Origin of the sequence: Synechococcus sp. BO 8801 (genome assembly GCF_002252675.1) — a bacterium.
Taxonomy (GTDB): Bacteria; Cyanobacteriota; Cyanobacteriia; order PCC-6307; family Cyanobiaceae; genus Cyanobium.
In genome coordinates, this window is sequence record NZ_NQKY01000010.1 from 35,568 (window position 1) to 57,198 (window position 21,631).

Genomic DNA, 21,631 nt, shown 5'->3' on the forward strand with positions numbered 1-21,631 from the left:
TCAGGCGGCCGCGTCGGCGCGCCGGCCGAAGACCGGGGCGATGCGCACCTTCCTGGCCAGGCCGAGGGCCCGCAGGGCGCGGATGTGCTGCCAGGTGATGTCGAACTCGAACCAGCGCAGCCCGTGGCGGGCCGAGTGGGGGTAGGCGTGGTGGTTGTTGTGCCAGCCCTCGCCGAAGGTGAGGATCGCCACCCACCAGCAGTTGCGGGAGCGGTCGGGGCAGTCGAAGTTGCGGTAGCCGAAGGCGTGGGTGGCGGAGTTCACCAGCCAGGTGACGTGATAAACGAGCACCAGGCGCAGGGGGATGCCCCAGAGCACCAGTCCCAGGCCGCCGCCATGGACGCCCGCCCAGTTGCCGTACCAGTAGAGGGCGGCGCCCAGGGGCAGCTGCAGCAGCAGGAACCAGCGGTCCAGCCAGCGGTAGAAGGGATCCTTCTCCATGTCGCCGGTGAAGCGGTGGATCTCGGTGAGGGCCGGGATCTTGTGCAGCATCCACTCGCTGTGGGCCCACCAGAGGCCGCGGGCGGCGTCGTGGTGGTCGTTGGGCTGGTCGGAGAAGAGGTGGTGGTGCCGGTGCAGGCCCACCCATTCGATCGGTCCGCTCTGGCAGGCCAGGGTGCCCATCAGCACCAGCAGCCGTTCCACCCAGCGGGGCGCCTCGAAGCCCCGGTGCGCCACCAGCCGGTGCAGCCCGAGGGTCACCCCCAGCACCGTGGCCCAGTAGAGGACCGCCAGCACGATCACCCCTTGCAGACTCCAGAAACGTGGCAGCAGGGCGAAGACGGCCCCCACGTGGATGGCGAGCATGAAACCGGTGGTGCCGGTCTTGAACTTGCGCTGGTTCGCCGGCAGGGGCGGCCGGGGCAATTCCATGGCCGCCAGCAGCTGGGCCTTCTTGCGGGAATGGCTGGCGTCCTGCAGGGGCACGCGCACGGTCCGGGCGCTCTGGCCTGATCGGGAGGCTTCGGATCGTGCGACCAAGCGGTTCTCCGGGGAAAGGGCGGGTGTGGTCTGGGGCTCGGCCTCCCATCCTGACCCACGGCAGCGATGGCAGAGTGACCCCTGCTGGCCCCAGGGCTTTGGAGCAGGTCTGTCCCGGCCCCGCTGACACGGCTGCCCATGACACGGTCGCCGCTGACACGGCTGCCACTGACACGGCTGCCGCTGACACCGTCGCCGCCGCCCTTGGGCGGCTGGCCCCGGTGGCCGCCGCCCGCACCGCCGCCGTGCGGCCCCGCCTGGCGCGGGTGCTGGACGCCTTTGCCGCCGAACGCCTGGGGGTGCATCACTTCGCCTCGGTCAGCGGCTACGGCCACGGCGACCTGGGTCGGGAGGTGCTGGATCGGGTCTTTGCGCGGGTGCTGCAGGCCGAAGCCGCCGCCGTGCGGCTCCAGTTCGTCAGCGGCACCCACGCCATCACCGCCGCCCTGTTCGGGGTGCTGCGCCCCGGGGACCGGCTGCTGGCGCTCACCGGCCGCCCCTACGACACCCTCGAGGAGGTGATCGGGCTGCGGGGCTCGGGCCAGGGGTCCCTCGCCGAGTTCGGCATCACCTACGACGAGCTGCCCCTGACGGCCGACGGCCTGGTGGACGAGGCTGGCCTGGAGGACGCCCTGGCCCCGGAGACGCGGATGGTGCTGATCCAGCGCAGCTGCGGTTACAGCTGGCGCCCCTCCCTGCCCGTGGCCACCATCGGGCGCCTCTGTGAACGGGTCAAGGCGCTGCGGCCGGACTGCGTCTGCTTCGTCGACAACTGCTACGGGGAGCTGGTGCAGGACCTGGAACCCACCGCGGTGGGCGCCGACCTGATCGCCGGCTCCCTGATCAAGAACCTCGGCGGCACCATCGCCCCAACAGGGGGCTATGTGGCCGGCCGCCGGGAGCTGGTGGAGATGGCCTGCTGCCGCCTCACCGCCCCGGGCATCGGCAGCGAGGGGGGCACCGGCTTCGACCAGTACCGCCTGCTGTTCCAGGGGCTGTTCCTGGCCCCCCAGATGGTGGCCGAAGCCCTGATCGGCGCCGATCTGGTGGCCGAGGTGTTCGCCGGCCTGGGCTATGCGGTGAACCCCGCCGCCGGTGCCGAGCGCAGCGACGTGATCCAGGCGGTGCGGCTCGGCCACCCCGACCGGCTGATCGCCGTCTGCCGGGCGTTCCAGGGGTGCTCCCCGGTGGGGGCCTACCTGGATCCGGTGCCGGCCCCCATGCCCGGCTACGCCAGCGATCTGGTGATGGCGGGCGGCACGTTCATCGATGGCAGCACCAGCGAGTTCTCCGCCGACGCCCCCCTGAGGGAGCCCTGGGTGCTCTATGCCCAGGGCGGCACCCACCACGGCCATGTGGCCCTGGCCCTCGAGCGGGCCCTGGCGGCCCTGGCCCAGGCAGACTGAGGCCTGCTCCTCCGCATCGCACCGGCCTTGGCGCACACCTTCCCCGACGACTGCCGCTACTCCGAGAGCCACGAATACGTGCGCCCCGAGGGTGACCTGGTGCGGCTCGGGATCAGTTCCTTCGCCGTCGATCAGCTGGGGGACATCGTCTTCGTCGAGCTGCCGGCGCTGGGGGCCGCCCTCGCGAAGGGGACCAGTTTCGGCAGCGTCGAATCGGTCAAGGCGGTGGAAGATCTGATGGCCCCCGTGAGCGGCACGGTGGAGGCCCGCAACGAGGCGGTCCTGGCCAGCCCCGAGGAGCTTCAGAACGATCCCTACGGGGAGGGCTGGCTGCTGCTGGTGCGGCTGGGGGCCCCCGGCGAGCTCGACGAACTGATGGATGCCGCCACCTACGGGGCCAAGGTGCAGGCGGGCTGATTGTCCTTAGGATCCCGCCACCTCCAGCCCGAACGCCCGTGTCCGCCTCCTTCCTGGTCCGGCATCTGGGTCCGGATTCCGAGGATCAGCTACGGATGCTGGCGGAGCTCGGCCTCGGTTCCCTTGATCAGCTGGCGGCCGAGGTCGTTCCCGCCGACATCCTGCTGACGGCGGAGGAGGCCGCGGTCGGCCTGCCGCTCCCCTGCCCGGAGGCCCAGGCCCTGAAGGAGCTGGGGGTGCTCGCCTCCCGCAACCAGGTGCTGCGCAGCCTCATCGGCCTCGGCTACCACGGCACGGCGACGCCGGCCCTGATCCAGCGCCATGTGCTGGAAAACCCCTGCTGGTACACCGCGTATACCCCTTATCAGGCGGAGATCGCCCAGGGGCGCCTGGAGGCCCTGCTCAACTTCCAGACCCTGGTCAGCGAGCTGACGGGTCTGCCGATCGCCAACGCCTCCCTGCTGGATGAGGCCACCGCCGCCGCCGAGGCGATGGCGATGGCGGCGGCGGTCACGACGCGCCGCGGCGCCCGCCGCTTCCTGGTCGACCGGGCCGTCCTGCCCCAGACCCTTGCCGTGCTCCATACCCGGGCCGAGCCCCTGGGGATCGTCATCGAGACGTTCGACGCCGAAGCCGCCGCCACCGGCCCCGACGCGGTGCTGGGCGAAGACGTCTTCGGCCTGCTGCTGCAGCTGCCGGGCGTCGAGGGCCGGCTCTGGGATCCCGCTCCGCTGCTGGCGGCGGCCCGCTCCGGCGCCGTGATCAGCACGGTGGCCGTGGATCCCCTGGCCCAGGCGCTGCTGGCCCCGGTGGGTGAGCTGGGTGCCGACATCGCCGTCGGCAGCCTGCAGCGCTACGGGGTGCCGATGGGGTTCGGGGGGCCCCACGCCGCCTTCTTCGCCACCCGGGAGGACTTCAAGCGCCAGATCCCCGGCCGCCTGGTGGGCCAGTCGAAGGATGCGGAGGGGAACCCGGCCCTGCGCCTGGCCCTCCAGACCCGGGAGCAGCACATCCGGCGCGACAAGGCCACCAGCAACATCTGCACCGCCCAGGTGCTGCTCGCCGTGATGGCGAGCTTCTATGCGGTTCACCACGGCCCCGATGGCCTCGAGGCCATCGCCCGTCGGCTTCTGGTGCTGCGCCAGGGCCTGGTGCTGGCCCTGGACGCCCTGGGCCTGCCCGCCGATCCCGGGGCCGGCTTCGACACCGTCGTGGTGCGCACCAGCGCGGCCCCCGCCCTGCGCCAGCGGGCCGTGGCCGCCGACTTCAACCTGCGCTGCGGCGTCCGCGGCGACGACGGCCAGGATGCCCTGGCCATCAGCCTCGATGAACTCTCCACGGCCGAGGAGCTGGCCGCCCTGCTCACCGCCCTGGCGCCGGATGCCGCCGCGGCGGCGGCGGCCCAGGCGGCCCTGCGGGCCGGCCTGTCCACCCTGGAGGCCCGGCCCCTGGCGGAGCTGCTCGACGGCGTGCCCCTGCGCCAGCGCCCCTGGCTGCGTCAGGAGGTGTTCCACCGCTATCGCAGCGAGACCGAACTGCTGCGCTACATCCAGCGCCTGGTGAGCAAGGACCTGTCGCTCGTCCACGGGATGATCCCCCTGGGCAGCTGCACCATGAAGCTGAATGCCGCCGCCGAGCTGGCGCCGGTGAGCTGGCCGGCCTTCGGCCAGATCCACCCCTTCGCCCCCGCCGACCAGACCGCCGGCTACGCCGCCCTGGTGGCGGATCTGGAGGCCTGGCTGGGGGCGATCACCGGTTTCGCCGGGGTGTCCCTGCAGCCGAACGCCGGCTCCCAGGGCGAGTACGCCGGCCTGATGGTGATCCGGGCCTGGCACCGCAGCCGGGGCGAGGGCCATCGCCAGGTGTGCCTGATCCCCACCAGCGCCCACGGCACCAATCCGGCCAGTGCCGTGATGGCGGGGATGCGGGTGGTGGCGGTGGCCTGCGACGCCCAGGGCAACATCGACATCGCCGACCTGGAGGCCAAGGCCGTCGCCCACGCCGCCGACCTGGCGGCCCTGATGGTCACCTACCCCTCCACCCACGGAGTCTTCGAGACCGGCATCCGCCGCATCTGCCAGGTGGTCCATGACCACGGCGGCCAGGTGTACCTGGACGGCGCCAACCTCAATGCCCAGGTGGGCCTCTGCAAGCCCGGCTTCTACGGCGCCGACGTCTGCCACCTCAACCTCCACAAGACCTTCTGCATCCCCCACGGCGGCGGTGGCCCCGGGGTGGGGCCGATCGGCGTGGCGGCCCACCTGGTGCCGTTCCTGCCCTCCCACCCCCTGGCTGCAGGGGCGGCGGATGAGGCCATCGGGCCAGTGTCGGCGGCACCCCTGGGCAGTGCCGGCATCCTGCCGATCAGCTGGATGTACATCCGCATGATGGGCGGCGCGGGTCTGCGCACCGCCAGCCAGGTGGCCCTGCTGGCGGCCAACCTGATCGCCGAGCGTCTCGAGCCCCACTTCCCGGTGCTCTACCGGGGCCGGGGCGGCCGGGTGGCCCACGAATGCATCCTCGACCTGCGGCCCCTCAAGCGCAGCTGCGGCCTGGAGGTGGACGATCTGGCCAAGCGGCTGATGGACTACGGCTTCCATGCCCCCACCGTCAGCTGGCCCGTGGCCGGCACGGTGATGGTGGAGCCCACCGAGAGCGAGTCGCTGCCGGAGATCGACCGCTTCTGCGCGGCCATGGAGGGGATCCGCCGCGAGGCCTGGGCGATCGAGACCGGCGCCGCCGACCCCCTGGACAACCCGCTCAAAATGGCGCCCCACACCCTGGCGGCGGTCACCGCCGATGACTGGGATCGGGCCTACAGCCGCAGTGAGGCGGCCTTCCCCGCCGGGGAGAGCCAGCGGCAGGCCAAGTTCTGGCCGGCCGTCGCCCGCATCGACAACGCCTTCGGCGATCGGAACCTCGTCTGCACCTGTCCGAGCGTCGAGGAAGTGGCAATCCCCGAACTGGCCGCCTGAGTGTTCCGGCGGTACCTTTTCTGCCCGGGATGGCGCATCATTGCTGTGCCATCCCCCTGCGGCGATGGCAACCGCCTTTCATTGTCATGGGGTTCATGAACGGCAACGACAGTTCAGGCGGTGAGCCGGGCACGGGGATCCTTTCCCCGGATCTGCCGGAAGCCAGCCAGCGGGTGGACGGCACCAACGTGGTGCGGGTGTCCTTCGGGGTGCGCCGGGCCCGGCGCAGCCGGCCCGAGCGGCCCGACCACTGGGCCACCCTCGTCCTGCCCTTCCAGGCGGGCGGCGGCGGGTCGCCCACGCCGCCCCACGCGGCCTAGGCCGCCAGCGACAGGACCGACCCGGTCGAGGACCGGCGACGCCTGATGGCGTCCGTGCACCCACCCCTCCCCCCGCGTCGGTGCGAGGGGTTGACGGTGGCCATGGTCTGTAGCCGATGGGCGCAGCTTGCTTCTGGTCTGCCGGAGCTGCCCCGCGGCTGGTTGAACACCTCAGGCCAGTGAATCACCCCAACGTTCGGAAGTTCCAGTAGATCTATATGCACGGTGATGCGTCATCGCTGCAGCCGTGCAGCAAGTGGGCTGAATTTAGTCATCAATGGGCACAAGTGAAGACTGAATGAGTACGCTCCCGAGTGAGTCTTCACCTTTTCCATGATGAATCCCTCTTCTTATCCGTTCTGGGTGAAAGCTGCGTTCGGATCCGCGGCTGTGGCTGCCTCCACCCTTCTCTCCGCTTCCATGGCGGTGGCGGCTCCCACACCCGTCGACCTGGAGCTGTTCCTCTCCGTGGATGTCTCCGGGAGCGTTGACACAACAGAATTCAACCTTCAGAAACTGGGTTATGTCCAGGCGTTCCAGGACGCGGCCGTTCAGGCAGCCATTGCAAGCAAGCCCAATGGCGTCGCCGTGGCTTTGGGACAGTGGAGCTCCGCCGCCGACTCCCCGCTTGCCGTTGGCTGGACATTGCTGACAGACGCGGCGAGCTCCAATGCGTTCGCAGCGGCCATCAACGCCATGGGCAGGCAATCGTCCGGTGCCACCTGCGTGGCTTGCGGCATCAACGCGGCGGTGGCTGAACTGGGAAGCAACAACTATGTCGGTGCGAGCGTCATTGATGTCTCTGGCGATGGTCAAGATAACGTCGTTGGCACTGCAGCCACCGCGGCAGCTCGCGATGCTGCAGCTGCTCTTGGAATCAAGATCAATGGTCTGCCCATCCTCACTGATGATCCCAATCTGGGCGTGTGGTATCAAGCCAATGTCCAGACAGCCACTGGCTTCACCCAGCCAGCAGCCACCTTCGCTGATTTTGATCAAGCTGTGAAGCTGAAGATTGTCAGGGAGATCGCCGGCGATTCCGTTCCTGGCCCCCTGCCGATTCTTGGCGCCGGTGTGGCTTTCGGTTTCAGCCGTCGCCTTCGCAGGCGCATCACCGTCGCCACCCTGGCCTGAGGCGAGAAAGCGGCTTCCGCTCGGAGGCTGGTGCCATGGGACCCTCCTTGTCGGTGGGTCCCTTTCTTCCCTCGCTCCCCGGGCTGCGGTTGCTTTTCACAGGCATGGATCGTTTGGCTGCCGGCATGGGACGACCGGAGGTTCGCGCAAGGTCCCTGGACGGGGCAATGCTGCCCTTGAGCCCTGTCCCTTCGAGAATCGAAGATCAGATCATTGCCGTCAGCAGGCCATGGCGAAAGGATGTTGATCTCAGAGTCTCCCGCCTCCTGGCACCATCAAGATTTTGCATTCATTGATCCGCTCCTGGCTTTCAGCGTGTCCAACACCAACGACTACTCCAGAGTGCAACAGGGTGTCTTCGCCCGGCGGCTTGGCTCCATCGCCATCGCTCTGTTCATTGTCTACACCGCCAGTGTGCTGGCAAGGATCATCCCCTTTCGCTTGCTTCTCGCGAGTTGGCAACTGGAGTTTTCAGCGAGCCTGATCGATGCGGCCCCGATTGCCCTGCTTGGCCTGATCCTGGTGCATCTGGCCGCCTACGTTGACCCCAGCAGTCCCCTCCTCAAGCAGCGGAAGCAACAGCTTTCCCGTATGGCCGTGGCAGCCGCGCTGGGCTTCCTGCTCCTGATCCCGCTGAATGTCTATGCCGTCTGGACAGGCCTGGGCAACCTTCAAGCCACCAGAAGCAGGGTTGAAGTGGACGCCGTGCGCAGGATTGACAAGTTTCGGCAGATCGTCAGTTCGGCCACCACTCCAGAGGATCTGCAGCAGCGACTGGAATCCATCGGGGTCCCTGGCTTGAAGCCCTCCGACCTCCGCGAGCCTTTGCCGCGTCTGAAGCAGCAGCTCCTCGAAAACCTGGATAAAGCCCAAGGAAATCTGGAGGCAAAGAAAGCCAGCTCTGGAGCTGTTTTGCGTGAAGGCCTCTGGTCCTTGATCCAGAGTGTCCTGAAGCTGATCGTTGCCGCCTTTGCCCTTGCCCTGGCCTTTGCCGCTGGCGCACAGGGCCGCAACAGCGACATCTCCCTTCTGGAGTCCTGGCAGCATGGCTGGGACAGGAGATTTCGCAGGGGGGGCCGTAGACGATCAATGTCTCCCGTTGACGATGAAGACTACTTCCGGAAACTCAGTGGCGGCGATGAAGCTCTGTGAGCGGCATCCTTTCATCGATTTCTTCCAGCCTGAAGATCCAACGACCCATTGGGTGACCCACCCCTGCCAGGGTCCTGCCAGGGTCAGTAGCTGGCGCCGCTGCGGCGCTGGTGCACGGCCGTCGTGGCGGCCGGATCCAGCAGGTCGCCGCTGAGGGCCTCGGCGTACAGCAGCCAGTGGTCGCCGCATTCCATCCGCTGGCTCACCCGGGCCTCCAGCCAGGCCAGGGCCTCCGGCAGCAGGGGCTGGCCGCCGGGGCTGGTCTCCAGCTCCAGTCCCGCCAGCCGGTCGGCTCCGGGGGGGAAGGGCTGCAGGAACCGCTTCATCGGGCCGCTTTCGCGCCCGGAGGCCAGCACGTTGAGGGAGAAGGCGTCCCCCACGTGCAGCAGGCTCTCGATCGCCCGGTCCTTGGCCACGGCCACGGTGAAGCCGGGGGGGCTGAAGCTGGCCTGGCTCACCCAGCTGGCCACCATCGCCCCACCGATGGCGTCGGCGCCGTCCCCCTTGCGGGTCAGCACCACGCACAGGGACCCCACTACCCGGCCAAGGGCCTGGATCGCCGGGTTGGTGCGGCTCTCGCTGAGACCGCCGCCGGTGCTGCGCCGCTGGGCCTGGCGATGCTGCTGGCGCAGGCGTCGGCCCAGGGCGGTGCCCGTTTCCTCCAGGGTCCGCAGGGTGGCCAGATCGGGGCTGAACTTCACCCGGATCGGATCGAAGGCGAACTGGAAGCCGCCGTCGCGGAGCTTGGCTTCGAGCAGGTCGATGGCTTCGCCGCTCCAGCCGAAGCTGCCGAACACCCCCACCGGCTTGGCCCGGTCGCCTTCGGCGAGCACGGTGCCGAGGGCTGAGACGATCGGCGTCGGCGCATGACCCCCGAGGGTGGGGGAGCCGATCAGCAGGGCGTCGCAGGAGTGGATCGCCTCCAGCAGCTGCTCGGCGGGCGCGAATTCGCAGTTGATGCTCTCGACACGCACGCCGCTGCGCGCCACCCCCTGGGAGAGGGCGTCGGCGATGGCGGCGGTGTTGCCGTAGGCGCTCGCGTACAGCAGGGCCACCGACAGGCTGGCCTTCTCCTGGCTCTCCCCCCAGCGGCGGTAGTCGGCCAGCAGGCTGCGCCAGCTCTGGGCGATGGCCGGGCCATGGCCCGGCGCGATGGTGCGGATCGGCAGTTCGTCGAGCCGGTCGACCACCGACTCCACCTGGCGGGCCATCGGCGCCATCAGGCAGTCGTAGTAGTAGCGGCGGTCTTCCTCGGTGCTGGTGCGGTTCGCCTCGGCGAAGTCCTCGGTGCAGAGGTGGGCGGCGAAGAACTTGCCGCTCATCAGCAGCCCGGTGGTGGCCTCGAAGGCGATCAGGCCGCCGGGCCAGCGGGGGGTGGGGGTGGGGATCAGGGTGAGGACATGGCCGTCGGCGAGGGTGCGGCTGGTCTCCTGCTTGACCACCTCGATCGTCGGCAGGGGCACGGCGTCGGTTGGGGCGGCGGCCTCGCCCCCTGGGCCGGGCCGCTGCTGCTCCCAGAGTTCGGCGAGCACCTGGGCGCCTGGGTTGGAGGCCACCAGCACCGTGGCCGGCCAGCCTGTTGCCAGCTGCTTCAGCAGGGCGACCCGGTTGGGGTTGACGTGGCCGACCACGACTTTGAGGGGGGCGTTGGCTGGCACCAGCAGGGCCAGCTGCTCCAGGAAGGGGGCGGCGAAGGAGGCCCCCGGTGGATGCACCAGCACCGGGGCGCCGCCGGAGGCGCCCTGCTGGAAGAGAAAGCTGTTGGCGGTGGTGCCCCGCTCAAGCCCGTACTCCACCTCAAAGCGCAGCCGCCGGGGGCTGAGGCCACGCAGGCAGAGCAGGCCGGGTTCGATCGGCAGGGTGATGACGCGCCGATCGGTCGCGGTGGGAGAGGACGTCATCAGTAGTGGTTGCCCACCTTGCGGTGATGCACGGCCGTGGCGGCGGTGGTGTCGGCCACGTTGCCCTCCTCCACCACCGCGTAGATGATCCAGTGGTCAGGGCCTTCCATGCGCTGGGTCACCCGGCAGCCCAGGTAGGCCAGGGCATCCCCCAGAACCGGTCCACCGGCGGCCACGCCCTCGAGGACGCTCACGCCGGCGAAGCGGTCGGCGCCCGGTGGGAAGCGGCGCAGGAAATGGCGCAGCAGGGGCTGGTGGTTGTCCTCCCGCAGCACGTTGAGCACGAAACGGTCGTCCACCTGCATCAGGGCCTCGATGGCCCGGTCCTTGGCGACCGCCACCGTGAGCCCCGGCGGATCGAAGCTCGCCTGGCTCACCCAGCTGGCCACCATGGCGCCGCTGCGGCTGCCGGCCTCGTCGTCCTGGCGGGCCGTGACGATGTACAGCCCGCCGCTGAGGCGCCCCAGGGCCTTGTCCAGATCCCCATCGATGGCCTTCATGGCGGCGATGGTCTTGGCCTTGGTGAGCAGCTGCCCCAGGTCGGTGCCGGCCTCCTCGCAGCGCTGGTAGTCGGCGCCACCGGGAACCTGGCGGATGCGCAGGGGCTCGAACGCCCATTTCTGGCCCAGGTTGCGCAGCTGGCCGGCCAGGGTGTCGATCGGCTCGTCGTTGCCGCCGAAGGCGTCGTAGCAGCCCACCCACTGCTTGGGATGGAGGGCCGCCAGCAGGGTGCCGATGGCCGTCTGCAGGTCGGCGTCGGGGGAGGCCGGCCAGGTGGGAACCACCACGGCACTGGCCTCACCGACCAGGGCGGCAAGCTCCTGGGCGTCGGTGGCGCGCAGATCGACGAGCTGGACCTGGCCGGAGGCTTTGCCGACGCCCCGGGCGATGGCCTGGCTGAGCCGGTCGCAGAAGCCGTACTGGCTGATGTAACAGACAGCCGCGTAGGCCTCGCCGGCGCTGCGCTGGCCGCTCCAGTCGCGGTAGTCGCCGACCCAGAGGGGCAGGTGGTCCCGCAGCAGGGGGCCATGGCCCACGGCGATCGTGGTGATCTCCGGCAGCCCCTCCATGCGTTTGAGCGCCTGCAGAACGCTGCGGGCGTTGGGGGCCATCAGGCAGTCGTAGTAGAAGCGGAAATCCGGAGCAATGGCCCCCGGATCGACATCGAACAGGTCGTCGGAGCAGTAGTGGAGGCCGAAGGCGTCGCAGGTGTAGAGGAGGCCGGTGCCGTGGTCGAACGAGAAGATCGTGTCGGGCCAGTGCAGGTTCGGGGCACTGAGGAAGCTGAAGCGGTGTCCCACGCCGCTCTCGGGATGCACGCCCAGGTCGAGCTCCTCTCCGCTCTTGACGGCTCGGCTGCGGAAGGGGCGGTGCACCTGGTCCTGAAGGAACTGGATCGCCACCTTGGAGCCGACGATCTCGATGTCCGGATGGCGGTCGATCAGATCACCGATCAGGCCGGAATGGTCCGGCTCGGTGTGGGAGACGATCAGGTGATCGATCGCGGTGGGTTCGATCAGACCCTCGAGCAGGGGGATCCAGGTGTCACGGAACTTGGCGTGGCTGGTGTCGACCAGGGCCGTGCGCTCGCCCCGCACCAGGAAGGCGTTGTAGGTGGTGCCGTTGCGCAGGCCGAATTCGATGTCGAAGCGACTGCGGTCCCAGTCGAGGGAGCGGATCGCCGTGGTGTCGGCTGCGATCGGCTCGCACTGCAGGCTGAGCCGGGAGGCGGCGGCCCCCGCCGGGGACGGCAGGGTGGTCGGGGCGTCGGCGGTGCTGCTGCTCATGGGGTCAGACTCCTTCCGCAGACACAAGACTTTAGGCAGGCAGGTTGGTTTTGGGTCTGTTAGACAAAGCGAGGGTATCCCGAAGAACCCTGGTATCCCGAGGAACCCTGGAGAATGATCAGAACCATTCCGAGGTCGAGTCGATAGGTGGCCACCGGAGACCTGGAACGGTTTCAGGAGTCCTTCAGGCGCCTCGAGAAGCGCCTGGAGGAGGCCTCGCGCGCCGACCGGTACAAGCCTCCGACGGGCCTGGCCACGGCCCGCCTCCATCTCGCATCGATGCAACCCGCCGAAGGGGTGTTCGCCGAGGTGCTTGACCTGAGTGCCGATGGTCTGAGGATCGCCATCGAGGCTGGTCACCATCCCGCCGTCGGCCAGCCCTGCAGCGTGGTGGTGGGGGATGGGGAGGGAGAGACCTACGACCTTCAGGGCACGATCCGGTGGATCGAAGCCACCAGCTACATCTCGGTCATCGGTCTCTCCCTCGATTCCGCCCAGCGCCTCGAGGCCTGAGGGCCTCAGTCGGCCACCTTCACGCTGACCGTCGTCAGGGACTGCGCCTTGGGCGCCGTCACGGTCAACAGGCCATCGCGGTAGTGGGCTTCGAGGGCGTCACGCTGGATGCCGCCGGGGAAGCGGAAGCTGCGGCTCCAGGTGCCGTAGCGGAACTCGCTCAGCAGCGGGGCGCGGCGGCGGCCTTCCGCGGCCGGGGCCTCGCCGTTGCCGGCCTCAGGGATGGCTGGCGGCTGGCAGCGGCGCTCGGCACTGATGATCAGGGACCGGTCCGTGGCCTTGACGTCGATGGAGCCGCGGTCGACGCCGGGGAGCTCGAGGGCAATGGTGTAGCTGTCCTCGGTTTCGTGGATCTCGGCGGCGGGAACACGCTCGGCCGTCTGCAGCTGTTGCTCCAGCCGGTCGAACAGATCGAAGGGGGAGGGATGAAGCGTGCGCATGGTTGGTGCTTCCGAAGGGAGCGACGGGGATGGTCGGGTGAGGAACCACCCGTCCGATCAATGTGCCCGCCTTGCCTGTGGACTTGGAGGGGGAGAACCGCCGCGGCAGGTTCGGTCCCCCGGACCGGGTTCGGCCCCTACGCCAGAGGGGGCGGAGAACCGGAACGGGGCGGCTCCAGCCACCACCAGCGGCCGAAGGCGGCCGCCTGGCCGCAGGGCTGGCCGCCCCGGTCCCGCAGGGTCCACAGCCGGGCGTTCTCGATCCGGAAGCGGCGCCCGCCGCTGTCGATACGGATGCCGCCGTAGCCCTCGAGGGCTTCGACCCTGCGGGCCCGCTCAAGGGCGAGGGCCCGGCTCTGCCGTTCGGCCGGCTCCGCCGTGAGCCGCGAGGGCAGGCCCACCATGGCGCCCCAGGGGCGGCGCCACAGCACCAGGGCGGCCCGGTTGGCGTAGATCAGCCGGGGATCGGCGCCGCCGTCATGGGCCAGCACGACGGTGGCGGCCACGAACAGTTCCTGGGCCGCCTGCAGGGGCGAGAGGCCGGCCGAAACGCCGGCGAGCAGCGGGCGGCCGAAGGCCAGCCGGTGGCCCTCGATCAGGCGCCCGGCGGTGGCGATGGCGTCCTGGCTCAGCCAGGGGGGTGGTTCCGGCGGTGGGATGGCTCGGGCCTCAGCGGCGGGGCTCGTTCTCGTCAGGCATCATCATCCGCATGGCCGCGTCCAGCTCCGGCGGGGCCTGATGCCGCCTGCTTGCAAAGGAGGAGAGCAGCCGGCCGGAGAGCACGTTCTGGAGCAGGGTGGGCTGGGCGGCGAAGCGCTTGCCGATCGCGGCGAAGCAGCAGAAGAGCAGCACGGCGGCGAGGACATTCCTGGCCAGCTGCACGAACCAGTCGTTGAGCCGCCTCATGCCCAGGGCATCGGCGCTGTTCTGGTAGCGCTTGATGAAGGGATTGAGGTCGTTGCTGAGCCTGGTTTTGACGGCGTCCAGGGGCAGGTCGATGGAGGGGGGAAGGTTCGGGGCCTGGCCTGGCAGCAGCCGCATGGCCCGGAGGATGTCGTCGTAGGAGCGGGCGCTTTCGATGGCCCGGGTGGTGGCGATGTAGGCGTTCAGCTCCCGGGTGTCGTTGGCCCTGAACTGGCGCAGCAGGCTGATGCCGCTGTAGACCTGCACAGGGATCAGCAGCAGGAAGCCGAAGGCGATCCAGAAGCTCAGGCGCCGCATCAGCACCACCCGGCCCTGGATCGTCGTCGAGGCGGGATCGATGAGCCTGGCGAGCAGCAGCAGGATCGCGCCGACCATGGCGATCGGGCCCGAGGCGAGCAGCTTGTCGCCCACCGCCTGGAGCCAGAGGGGATCGATCAGGCGCACCGGCCAGGCGGAGGCGGCCAGGCCCACCAGGAACAGGACGAACAGCAGGATCGCCCCCCAGTGGAGGGCCATGGCGACCTCCTCGCCATAGTTCTCGCTGAAGGTCCGCTCCGCGCCGGCGCGGGGGTGGGGCTCGGGATGGCGGTCGGCCGTGGGCTGGGGGTCGGCGTGGGGGCTCATGGGAAGGAAAGGGCTCAGGTTGAGCGAGGGGGTGCCGATAGCCAGGGGGCACCGAAAAAAAAGCCCGGCACGGGGCCGGGCTTGGTGGTCTGCCGGCCGGAGCGGATCAGGCCTGATGCAGGTTGGCGGTGTGGATGCGGCGGCGCAGCTTGCGGGAGAACCCGAAGGCGGCGGCGGCGCCCAGAACGGGCAGGGGGCCGGGCACCGAGTCCTCGGGACCGGGACCCACCTCGCGGATCAGCTTGTTGGTGATCGCTGTCTCGAAGGTGTCGAAGTCGTTGGCGGTCTCGACGAAGCCCGCCTTGGTGTCGCCATTGGCGGGTGTCGCCACATTGGCCGTCAGGAAGCCGCTGGCGGTGTTCCCGACACCCAGACCGTTGATGATGATGCCGCTGGCGACGGCCTGCGCCCTGCGGGTCTGGGCACACTGGGCCTCGTTCACGCCCGGCCCGCAGGCGTCCACATTGCCCACGCCATCGGTGGAGATGTCGATCACTCGGCCGCTGGCACGAGTCGTCTCGAAGGCGTTGGTATTGATGGCCGTGATGGCGGCCAGCATGCCGCAGTCGATGCAGGTGGAGCTACCGATGCCGCCCTGACGGCCCATGCCCTGGAGGGCGGTGATGAAGCTGTTCAGGGAGGTGCCGCCATTGATACCGTCCGTGGTGAGGTCGGTGATGTGCTTCCAGTCGATGGCGAGGGTCGGAGCGGCCACCTCGGACCACTGGCCGACGGCGATGGCCAGGCCACCGCGTCCGAAGGCGAACGTTTCGGCGATTTTCGCCTGGACGGCGGCGTCCTGGAAGGCGCTCACGTAGCCGCCCTTGTACAGGGCGAATTCGCTGCTGTTGATGCTGCCGGAGACATCCAGCGACAGGAACAGCTCCTGGAAGACGTTGGTGACGGCGTGGGCCGGCTGGGAGGTGCCGAACAGGCCGATGGCGACGGCCGCAGCGGCCGCTCCTCCCCGGAGCAGGGGCTTGAGGGTGGATCTCATGGCGGATGGGATGGGGGGACGGTGTGGTGCTCCGGATGACCGGAGCCTGCCTGAGGACAGACAGTGCACAGGGCCTCCAGGGAGGTGAGCGACCAACGCCTGAAACTTAGCAGCGGGTGATAGAACTCTCACCCAACCGTCATAAACTTAACACCGGATGAATTCGGCCCTCCCCTGGGCCGCGCCTCAGTCGTCGCTGTCGTTACCCGTGGCCATCGCCCGCACCATCGCCTGCTGGGCCATGGCCGTGCCGTGGGCCTTGAGCCGCTCGAGGAAGAGCCGGTTGGCCTCTGGGAAGCGGGGCTCCTCCGCCAGTGGCAGGGGACCGGCGCCATCGAGGCCGGATTCCCCCTCCATGGCCGGGGTGATCACCACCAGATCGGGATCGAGGGGGGCGTCGTAGCGCCACCAGCGGGCCGGGTCGGCGATGGCCGGATGGATCGGATGGGGGGCGTGCTCCAGGGGGGCGGCCACCCCCTCCCGGCGGCGCTTGGCCAGGTCACCCAGCAGCTGGCTGCGGGTGCGGCCGCGCAGCTGGAACAGCACGAAGGGGTCCTCGCTGAAGCGGTCCCCCATCAGGTAGTAGACGGCGCTGATGTGCTTGCAGGGGTTGGCCTTGTCGGGGCAGCTGCACTCGCTGCGCACCTCCTGGAGCTTGAACGGGAACAGGCGCTTGCCGCTGGCGGCGAAGGCCCGCTCGATGTCGGCGGGCATGATCCCCGCCAGCAGCTGGGCCGACCAGCGGGCCTTCTGGCTCAGGGCCTCCAGCACGTAGCCCCAGTCCTCGTCGTTGAGCACGTCGAGCCAGAGCTTCACCTTGTAGGGGTCCGGGTCGGTGCCCTGCACCCGGGCGTGGACCCGGCGCCCCTCGAAGCGGATCGAGACGAGGTTGCCCTCCCGGGCATAGGTCCAGGCACGCTCCAGGCGCTTCTTGAACCGATAGGAATGGATCAGCTCCATCCACTGCTCCACCCACCAGGGCTGCTGCCCCAGGCCCTGCTGGCCCAGTTGCGTGGTGATGGCGCCGGAGGCGCCGGGGAAGGAGCTGGTCATGCCGCCGGCCTCACGCGGCCCATCCTGCCGCCTGCCGGACCCACTGGCCTAGGTTGTCCCGACGCAGGGCGTGGAGTCCTTGAATCGCATCACGTTCGGCGCCGGCGACGGTTTTCAAAGTCTTCTCAGGACAAGGGTTCAGGATCACTTCGAGGCCACCGGGCAGGAGCGGCGCGATGCGCCGGCCATGGTGATCAAATCGGCCGTGATCCTGGCCTGGTTCGTCCTCACCTACGGGCTGCTGGTCTTCCGCGTCGGCAACACTCCGGGGGCGATCGCCCTGTCCGCCGTTCTGGGTCTGGCGATCGCCGCCATCGGCTTCAACATCCAGCACGACGGCGGCCACGGCGCCTACTCCCGCCACCGCTGGATCAACCGGGCCGCCGCCATGACCCTCGATCTGCTCGGTGGCAGCTCCCTGATCTGGGCCCACAAGCACAACGGGCTGCACCACACCTTCACCAACATCTCCGGCCACGACGACGACATCAACCTCGGCCTGATCGGTCGGCTCTCCCCCCACCAGCCCCACCGCTGGTGGCACCGCTGGCAGCACCTGTACCTCTGGCCCCTCTACGGGATGCTGCCCATCAAGTGGCAGTTCTTCGATGACTTCGCCGATCTGGCCGGCCGTGGCCGCGGCGACCATTCCCTGCCCCGCCTCGGCCCCGCCGACTGGGTGGTGTTCCTGGCCGGCAAGGCGATCTTCTTCTCCCTGGCGTTCGTCATCCCCCTTCAGTTCCATCCCGTCGGTGCGGTGATCGGCTGCTACCTGGTGACGGCGATGGTGCAGGGCGTCGTGCTGAGCGTGGTGTTCCAGCTGGCCCACTGCGTGGAGGAGGCCGATTTCCCCATGGCCGACCCCGCCAGCCCGGCCATGGGTCCCTGGGCCGGCCATCAAGTGGCCACCACCGTCGACTTCAGCCGCTCCAACCCCCTGCTGAGCTGGTTGCTGGGGGGCCTGAACTTCCAGGTGGAACATCACCTGTTCCCCCAGATCAGTCACGTCCATTACCCCCAGATCTCCGCCATCGTCGAGCAGACCTGCCGCGACTGCCAGGTTCCCTTCCGCACCCACCCGTCCTTCCTGGCCGGTGTGGCCTCCCACTACCGCTGGCTGCGGCGCATGGGCCAGCCCCCTGCCGTGCCGGCCCTGCCCCTGCTGCTGCCGGTGATCGGGGAGAGCGCGGGACTCGCCCACCCCTCCGACGTCACCCTGGCCCGCCGCTGAGGCCCCTCGCCGCGCCGCTCCTCAGCCCTCCTCCAGGGCCACCAGGTCCCGCAGCTGGCCCACGTCGAAGCCACCGAGCCATTCCTCACCGCTGCCGACGATGTCGGCGGCCAGCCTGGATTTCTCCTCGATCATGCGGTCGATCTTCTCCTCCACCGAACCGCTGGTGATGAACTTGTGCACCAGCACCCGGTTGGTCTGGCCGATCCGGTAGGCCCGGTCGGTGGCCTGGTTCTCCACGGCGGGGTTCCACCAGCGGTCGATGTGGAACACGTGGCTGGCCCGGGTGAGGTTGAGGCCCACACCCCCGGCCTTGAGTGAGAGCAGGAACAGCTGGGGGCCGCGGGGATCCTCCTGGAAGCGGTCCACCATCGCCTGGCGGTCCGTCTTGCTGCTGCCGCCGTGCAGAAAGGGCACGTCCTGGCGCCAGCGCTGCTCCAGGTAGACCTTGAGCAGGTGGCCCCATTCGGCGAACTGGGTGAACAGCAGGGCCCGGTCGCCCGCCTCGATCACCTCCTCGAGGATCTCCTCCAGCCGCAGCACCTTGGCGCTGCGGCCGGCGAAGCCGCTGTCGACTCCGCTCTCCTTGAGGGCCAGGGCCGGGTGGTTGCAGATCTGCTTGAGCCGGGTGAGCAGGGCGAGCACCTGGCCGTGGCGCTGGCCGAGGGGGGCGCGGGCGATGGCATCGAGGCTCTCGTCCACGGTCTTGCGGTAGAGCTTCGTCTGCTCCGCCGACAGGCCCACCCATTCGCGCAGCTCCACCTTCTCCGGCAGGTCGGAGATGATCGAGCGGTCGGTCTTGAGCCGCCGCAGGATGAACGGCCCGACCCGGGCCTTGAGATCCCGCAGGGAACTCATGTCGCCGTAGCGCTCGATCGGCAGCCGGTAGCGCTGGCGGAAGAAGCCCTCCTCCCCCAGCACCCGCGGATTGAGGAAGTCCATCAGGGCCCACAGCTCGCTCACCCGGTTCTCGACCGGGGTGCCGGTGAGGGCGATGCGGAAGCGGCCCTGCTTGCCCGGACGGCCCAGGTCGCGGGCCGCCTGGCTCTGCTTGGCCGCCGGGTTCTTGATCGCCTGGGCTTCGTCGATCACGACGCCCTGCCAGTCGATGCTCTCCAGCAGTTCGCTGTCGCGCTGCAGCAGCCCATAGCTGGTGAGCACCAGGTCCACCCCGTCCAGGGCCTTGGCCAGCTTTTCGGGGGTGGAGGGCCGGCGCGGACCGTAGTGCTCCCGCACCTCCAGGTCCGGCGTGAAGGCCGCCGCCTCCCGCTTCCAGTTGGTGAGCACCGAGGTGGGGGCCACCAGCAGGACGGGGCGCTTCAGTTCCTGCTCCACCTTGAGGTGCTGCAGGAAGGCCAGCAGCTGCACCGTCTTGCCCAGGCCCATGTCGTCCGCCAGGCAGGCCCCCTGGTCGAAGCGGTGCAGGAAGGCCAGCCAGCCCAGGCCCCGCTCCTGGTAGGGCCGCAGCTGGCCGGCGAAGCCCTCCGGCGCCGGCAGGGGATCGGGGGCCTTCTGCTGGTGGTACTGCTCCAGGACGGCGCTCAGCCGGGGCCCCGGGATGAAGCGATGCACCGGCAGCCGCATCAGGGTGTCGCCATCGCTGGCCGTGAGCCGCAGGGCATCGTCGAGGCTGAGGTTGGGTTTGGCCGCGCAGAAGCGCTCGGCGTTCCTGAGATCGCTGGGCCGCAGCTCGATCCAGGCGCCCTTGTGCTGCACCAGCGGACTGCGCTTGGTGGAGAGGCGCTCCAGGTCCTTGAGGGTGAGGGTGACCCCGCCGATCATCAGATCCCATTTCCATTCGAGGCTCTCCCCCAGGGAGAAGCCGCGGGAACGGTCCGGCAGCTCGGCCACGATCGCGAGTCCCAGCCGGCTGGCCAGCCCGCCGCTGAGGCTGGCCGGCAGCACCACGCCCACCCCCACGTCGCGCAGCTGGGCGGCGGCGGTGCGCACCAGCACGAAGGCCTCGGCCGGGGTGAGCTGCATGGTTTCCGGGGCTGCCGCATCGAGGCCCCGCCCGATCGGCTCGAACACCTGCAGGGCCCGGCCCAGGCCCTCCAGCAGCAGCTGGCCCGGCTCGGCCACATCCACCTCGCCAAGCTGGAGCCGGCCGTCGCCCGCATTCCAGACCGTGCGGGCCGGCATGCGCAGGCTGGGATCGGCCTCCGCCTGCAGGGAGAAGCGCAGCTCCCAGAGCTCCTCGCCCTCCTCGGGGGTGAACAGTTCCAGGCAGGCCCGGGCCGGGGCCACCCGCCCCGCCACCGCTTCGCGCCAGTGCTGGGTGGCCACCGCCAGCCGCTCCCGCTCCTCCTCGTCCAGGTCGAGCCGGCCGGGGCCGGGGCCGAGGGCCTTCTGCCAGGCGCCCAGCAGGGGATCGAGGCCCTCGGCGGGGGGACGGAAGCCGGCGCGCAGCTGGCCGTCGAGCAACGCCTCCAGCAGGCTGGCCACCCGCAGCCGGCCGCTGCCGGGGCGGCGGCAGGCCAGCCCCCCCTCCCCCGGCGCTCCGGGGGCCATGGCGCAGGTGGCCACCTGGGGCAGCCGGATGGCCAGTTCCTCCAGCCGGCGCCGGTCCCCTTCCCGGTTGAGCAGGGGCAGCCAGCGGGCCCGGTCCTCCTCCACCTGGGGCAGCCAGCGGCCGCGGGCGATCAGGCTCAGGGCCCAGCGCTCCAGATGGCTCCACCAGCGCAGGTCGTCGGCCAGGCCGGGGTCGTCGCCGGAGAGGGGCAGCCCGGCGAGCCATTCGCCCGCCCCCGCCGGATCGAGGGCCAGGCCCTCCACCCGCCAGGGCCACCACTGCACTTCCTTCGGGATCGGCTCGCCCGCCTGCAGCGGCAGACCGCTCCAGGCCGCCAGACCCTCGCTGGCCGCCTTGCGGCGGCCCCGGGCCCCCTGGCTGCGGCTGGGCAGGGTGAGCTGGGCCTCCGCCGGCCGGAAGGCCTCCGACCAGAGGCCATGGTCATCCAGCCAGGCGCCCAGATCGTCGACGCTGAGGGACAGGGGATGGTCGGGAACGGTGCGCAGCGGTGCCACCGGAGTGGCGACCCTCCAGGTGTCGGCCCAGAGCAGCAGCCGGCCACCGGCCCCTTCCGGGGGAAACAGCCAGGTGGCATGGAGCAGGCTCATGGCCGCAGGGCGGGCAGGAGGCGCTGGGCGGCCTGCAGCAGCAAGGCGCTGCCGATCAGGGGAAGCCAGAGCGGCAACCAGCCGCGCAGCAGCTCAAGGATCGCGCCGACCGCGCCGCGGGCCAGGGGCTGGTGCAGGAGGGACTGGATCTCCGGGACCGGCAGGGCCAGGGCGGTGACCGGAACGGGGCCCCCGAGGCTGCGGATGCCGCAGACCGCCCCCACCAGGCCGGCGGCCAGGTGGTCGTCATCCGGATCGACGCGCTGGAGGTGAAAGGCCAGCAGGCCGTAGAAGAAGCCGCAGCCCGCCGAGCGCAGCCCACTCTCCAGGCCGGCCGGCAGGCCGATCAGGGCGGCGGCGAACCCGCCCAGCAGCGCCCACGACAGGGACTGCAGCCGCAGACGGGCACGGGAATCGTCGGACGCCTGGGTCAACGGCAAGGCCATGGCGATGGCCCGATCATGCCTGGCCACCGGCAGCCTTACATTATTCATCGGCTGTGGCCAGTGCTACGGGTCAGCCAGCCCATCGCTGTTCCAGCAGCTCTACAGAACGTCCCTCCAGCACGGCCACTGGGCCTCGGCAGCAGGCCGCTGTTGCCGTCACGGCTTTCCGGTGTTTCCCTGATTCCAGTCACGCGTCACTGCTGCCGGGCA

General features: G+C 69.8%; 18 protein-coding genes. 8 read left to right on the forward strand and 10 right to left on the reverse strand.

What is annotated here, in order from left to right:
* Positions 1-873, reverse strand: coding sequence for an acyl-CoA desaturase (locus CJZ86_RS09345; RefSeq protein ID WP_233133944.1), 873 nt, complete (start codon positions 871-873; stop codon positions 1-3).
* A 320-nt stretch (positions 874-1,193) separates the two neighbouring features.
* Here CJZ86_RS09345 and CJZ86_RS09350 point away from each other — a divergent pair, with 320 nt between their 5' ends.
* From CJZ86_RS09350 to CJZ86_RS09375, 6 genes are all read left to right on the forward strand, one after another.
* On the forward strand, positions 1,194-2,387 hold the full coding sequence (locus CJZ86_RS09350) for a methionine gamma-lyase family protein (protein WP_233133945.1): 1,194 nt from the start codon (positions 1,194-1,196) through the stop codon (positions 2,385-2,387).
* A gap of 27 nt (positions 2,388-2,414) precedes the next feature.
* Positions 2,415-2,804, forward strand: coding sequence for a glycine cleavage system protein GcvH (gene gcvH, locus CJZ86_RS09355; protein ID WP_094585684.1), 390 nt, complete (start codon positions 2,415-2,417; stop codon positions 2,802-2,804).
* A 95-nt stretch (positions 2,805-2,899) separates the two neighbouring features.
* Complete coding sequence (gene gcvP / locus CJZ86_RS09360) at positions 2,900-5,779, forward strand: aminomethyl-transferring glycine dehydrogenase (RefSeq protein ID WP_233133946.1); 2,880 nt, start codon at positions 2,900-2,902, stop codon at positions 5,777-5,779.
* 86 nt (positions 5,780-5,865) lie between these two features.
* Positions 5,866-6,099 (forward strand): hypothetical protein, encoded by a 234-nt coding sequence (locus tag CJZ86_RS09365; RefSeq protein ID WP_233133938.1) that lies wholly within the window; start codon positions 5,866-5,868, stop codon positions 6,097-6,099.
* A 420-nt stretch (positions 6,100-6,519) separates the two neighbouring features.
* Complete coding sequence (locus CJZ86_RS09370; RefSeq protein WP_233133939.1) at positions 6,520-7,233, forward strand: DUF1194 domain-containing protein; 714 nt, start codon at positions 6,520-6,522, stop codon at positions 7,231-7,233.
* Positions 7,234-7,473: 240 nt separating this feature from the next.
* Positions 7,474-8,385: a hypothetical protein gene (locus CJZ86_RS09375; RefSeq protein WP_094585687.1), complete on the forward strand. Its 912-nt coding sequence runs from the start codon at positions 7,474-7,476 to the stop codon at positions 8,383-8,385.
* 83 nt (positions 8,386-8,468) lie between these two features.
* Here the strand turns inward: CJZ86_RS09375 and CJZ86_RS09380 are convergent, their stop codons facing one another.
* Complete coding sequence (locus CJZ86_RS09380; RefSeq protein ID WP_094585688.1) at positions 8,469-10,286, reverse strand: diflavin flavoprotein; 1,818 nt, start codon at positions 10,284-10,286, stop codon at positions 8,469-8,471.
* Positions 10,286-12,073: a diflavin flavoprotein gene (locus CJZ86_RS09385; protein WP_094585689.1), complete on the reverse strand. Its 1,788-nt coding sequence runs from the start codon at positions 12,071-12,073 to the stop codon at positions 10,286-10,288. Before CJZ86_RS09385 ends, CJZ86_RS09380 begins: the two co-directional genes overlap by 1 nt.
* Positions 12,074-12,220: 147 nt before the next feature.
* Here CJZ86_RS09385 and CJZ86_RS09390 point away from each other — a divergent pair, with 147 nt between their 5' ends.
* Positions 12,221-12,586 carry a PilZ domain-containing protein gene (locus CJZ86_RS09390; RefSeq protein ID WP_094585690.1) on the forward strand — a complete coding sequence of 122 codons (366 nt, stop codon included), beginning with the start codon at positions 12,221-12,223 and terminating at the stop codon, positions 12,584-12,586.
* A gap of 5 nt (positions 12,587-12,591) precedes the next feature.
* Here the strand turns inward: CJZ86_RS09390 and CJZ86_RS09395 are convergent, their stop codons facing one another.
* From CJZ86_RS09395 to CJZ86_RS09415, 5 genes are all read right to left on the reverse strand, one after another.
* Positions 12,592-13,026 carry an Hsp20/alpha crystallin family protein gene (locus tag CJZ86_RS09395; RefSeq protein ID WP_094585691.1) on the reverse strand — a complete coding sequence of 145 codons (435 nt, stop codon included), beginning with the start codon at positions 13,024-13,026 and terminating at the stop codon, positions 12,592-12,594.
* Between the two features lie 137 nt (positions 13,027-13,163).
* Positions 13,164-13,721, reverse strand: coding sequence for an MEKHLA domain-containing protein (locus CJZ86_RS09400; protein WP_353615219.1), 558 nt, complete (start codon positions 13,719-13,721; stop codon positions 13,164-13,166).
* Positions 13,696-14,574, reverse strand: coding sequence for a hypothetical protein (locus tag CJZ86_RS09405; protein WP_094585693.1), 879 nt, complete (start codon positions 14,572-14,574; stop codon positions 13,696-13,698). The genes CJZ86_RS09400 and CJZ86_RS09405 overlap by 26 nt, the downstream gene beginning before the upstream one ends.
* Before the next feature lie 106 nt (positions 14,575-14,680).
* Positions 14,681-15,571: a DUF1194 domain-containing protein gene (locus CJZ86_RS09410; RefSeq protein ID WP_094585694.1), complete on the reverse strand. Its 891-nt coding sequence runs from the start codon at positions 15,569-15,571 to the stop codon at positions 14,681-14,683.
* A 186-nt stretch (positions 15,572-15,757) separates the two neighbouring features.
* The gene (locus CJZ86_RS09415) at positions 15,758-16,624 is read right to left on the reverse strand and encodes an SWIM zinc finger family protein (RefSeq protein WP_094585695.1); all 867 of its coding nucleotides are present in this window, start codon (positions 16,622-16,624) and stop codon (positions 15,758-15,760) included.
* 70 nt (positions 16,625-16,694) lie between these two features.
* On the opposite strand from CJZ86_RS09415, the gene CJZ86_RS09420 reads away from it, so the two are divergent.
* Complete coding sequence (locus CJZ86_RS09420; protein ID WP_233133940.1) at positions 16,695-17,855, forward strand: fatty acid desaturase family protein; 1,161 nt, start codon at positions 16,695-16,697, stop codon at positions 17,853-17,855.
* 21 nt (positions 17,856-17,876) lie between these two features.
* On the opposite strand, the gene CJZ86_RS09425 is transcribed toward CJZ86_RS09420, so the two are convergent.
* Positions 17,877-20,975: a DEAD/DEAH box helicase gene (locus tag CJZ86_RS09425; RefSeq protein ID WP_094585697.1), complete on the reverse strand. Its 3,099-nt coding sequence runs from the start codon at positions 20,973-20,975 to the stop codon at positions 17,877-17,879.
* Positions 20,972-21,421 (reverse strand): hypothetical protein, encoded by a 450-nt coding sequence (locus tag CJZ86_RS09430; protein WP_094585698.1) that lies wholly within the window; start codon positions 21,419-21,421, stop codon positions 20,972-20,974. Before CJZ86_RS09430 ends, CJZ86_RS09425 begins: the two co-directional genes overlap by 4 nt.
* Positions 21,422-21,631 lie beyond the last annotated feature (210 nt).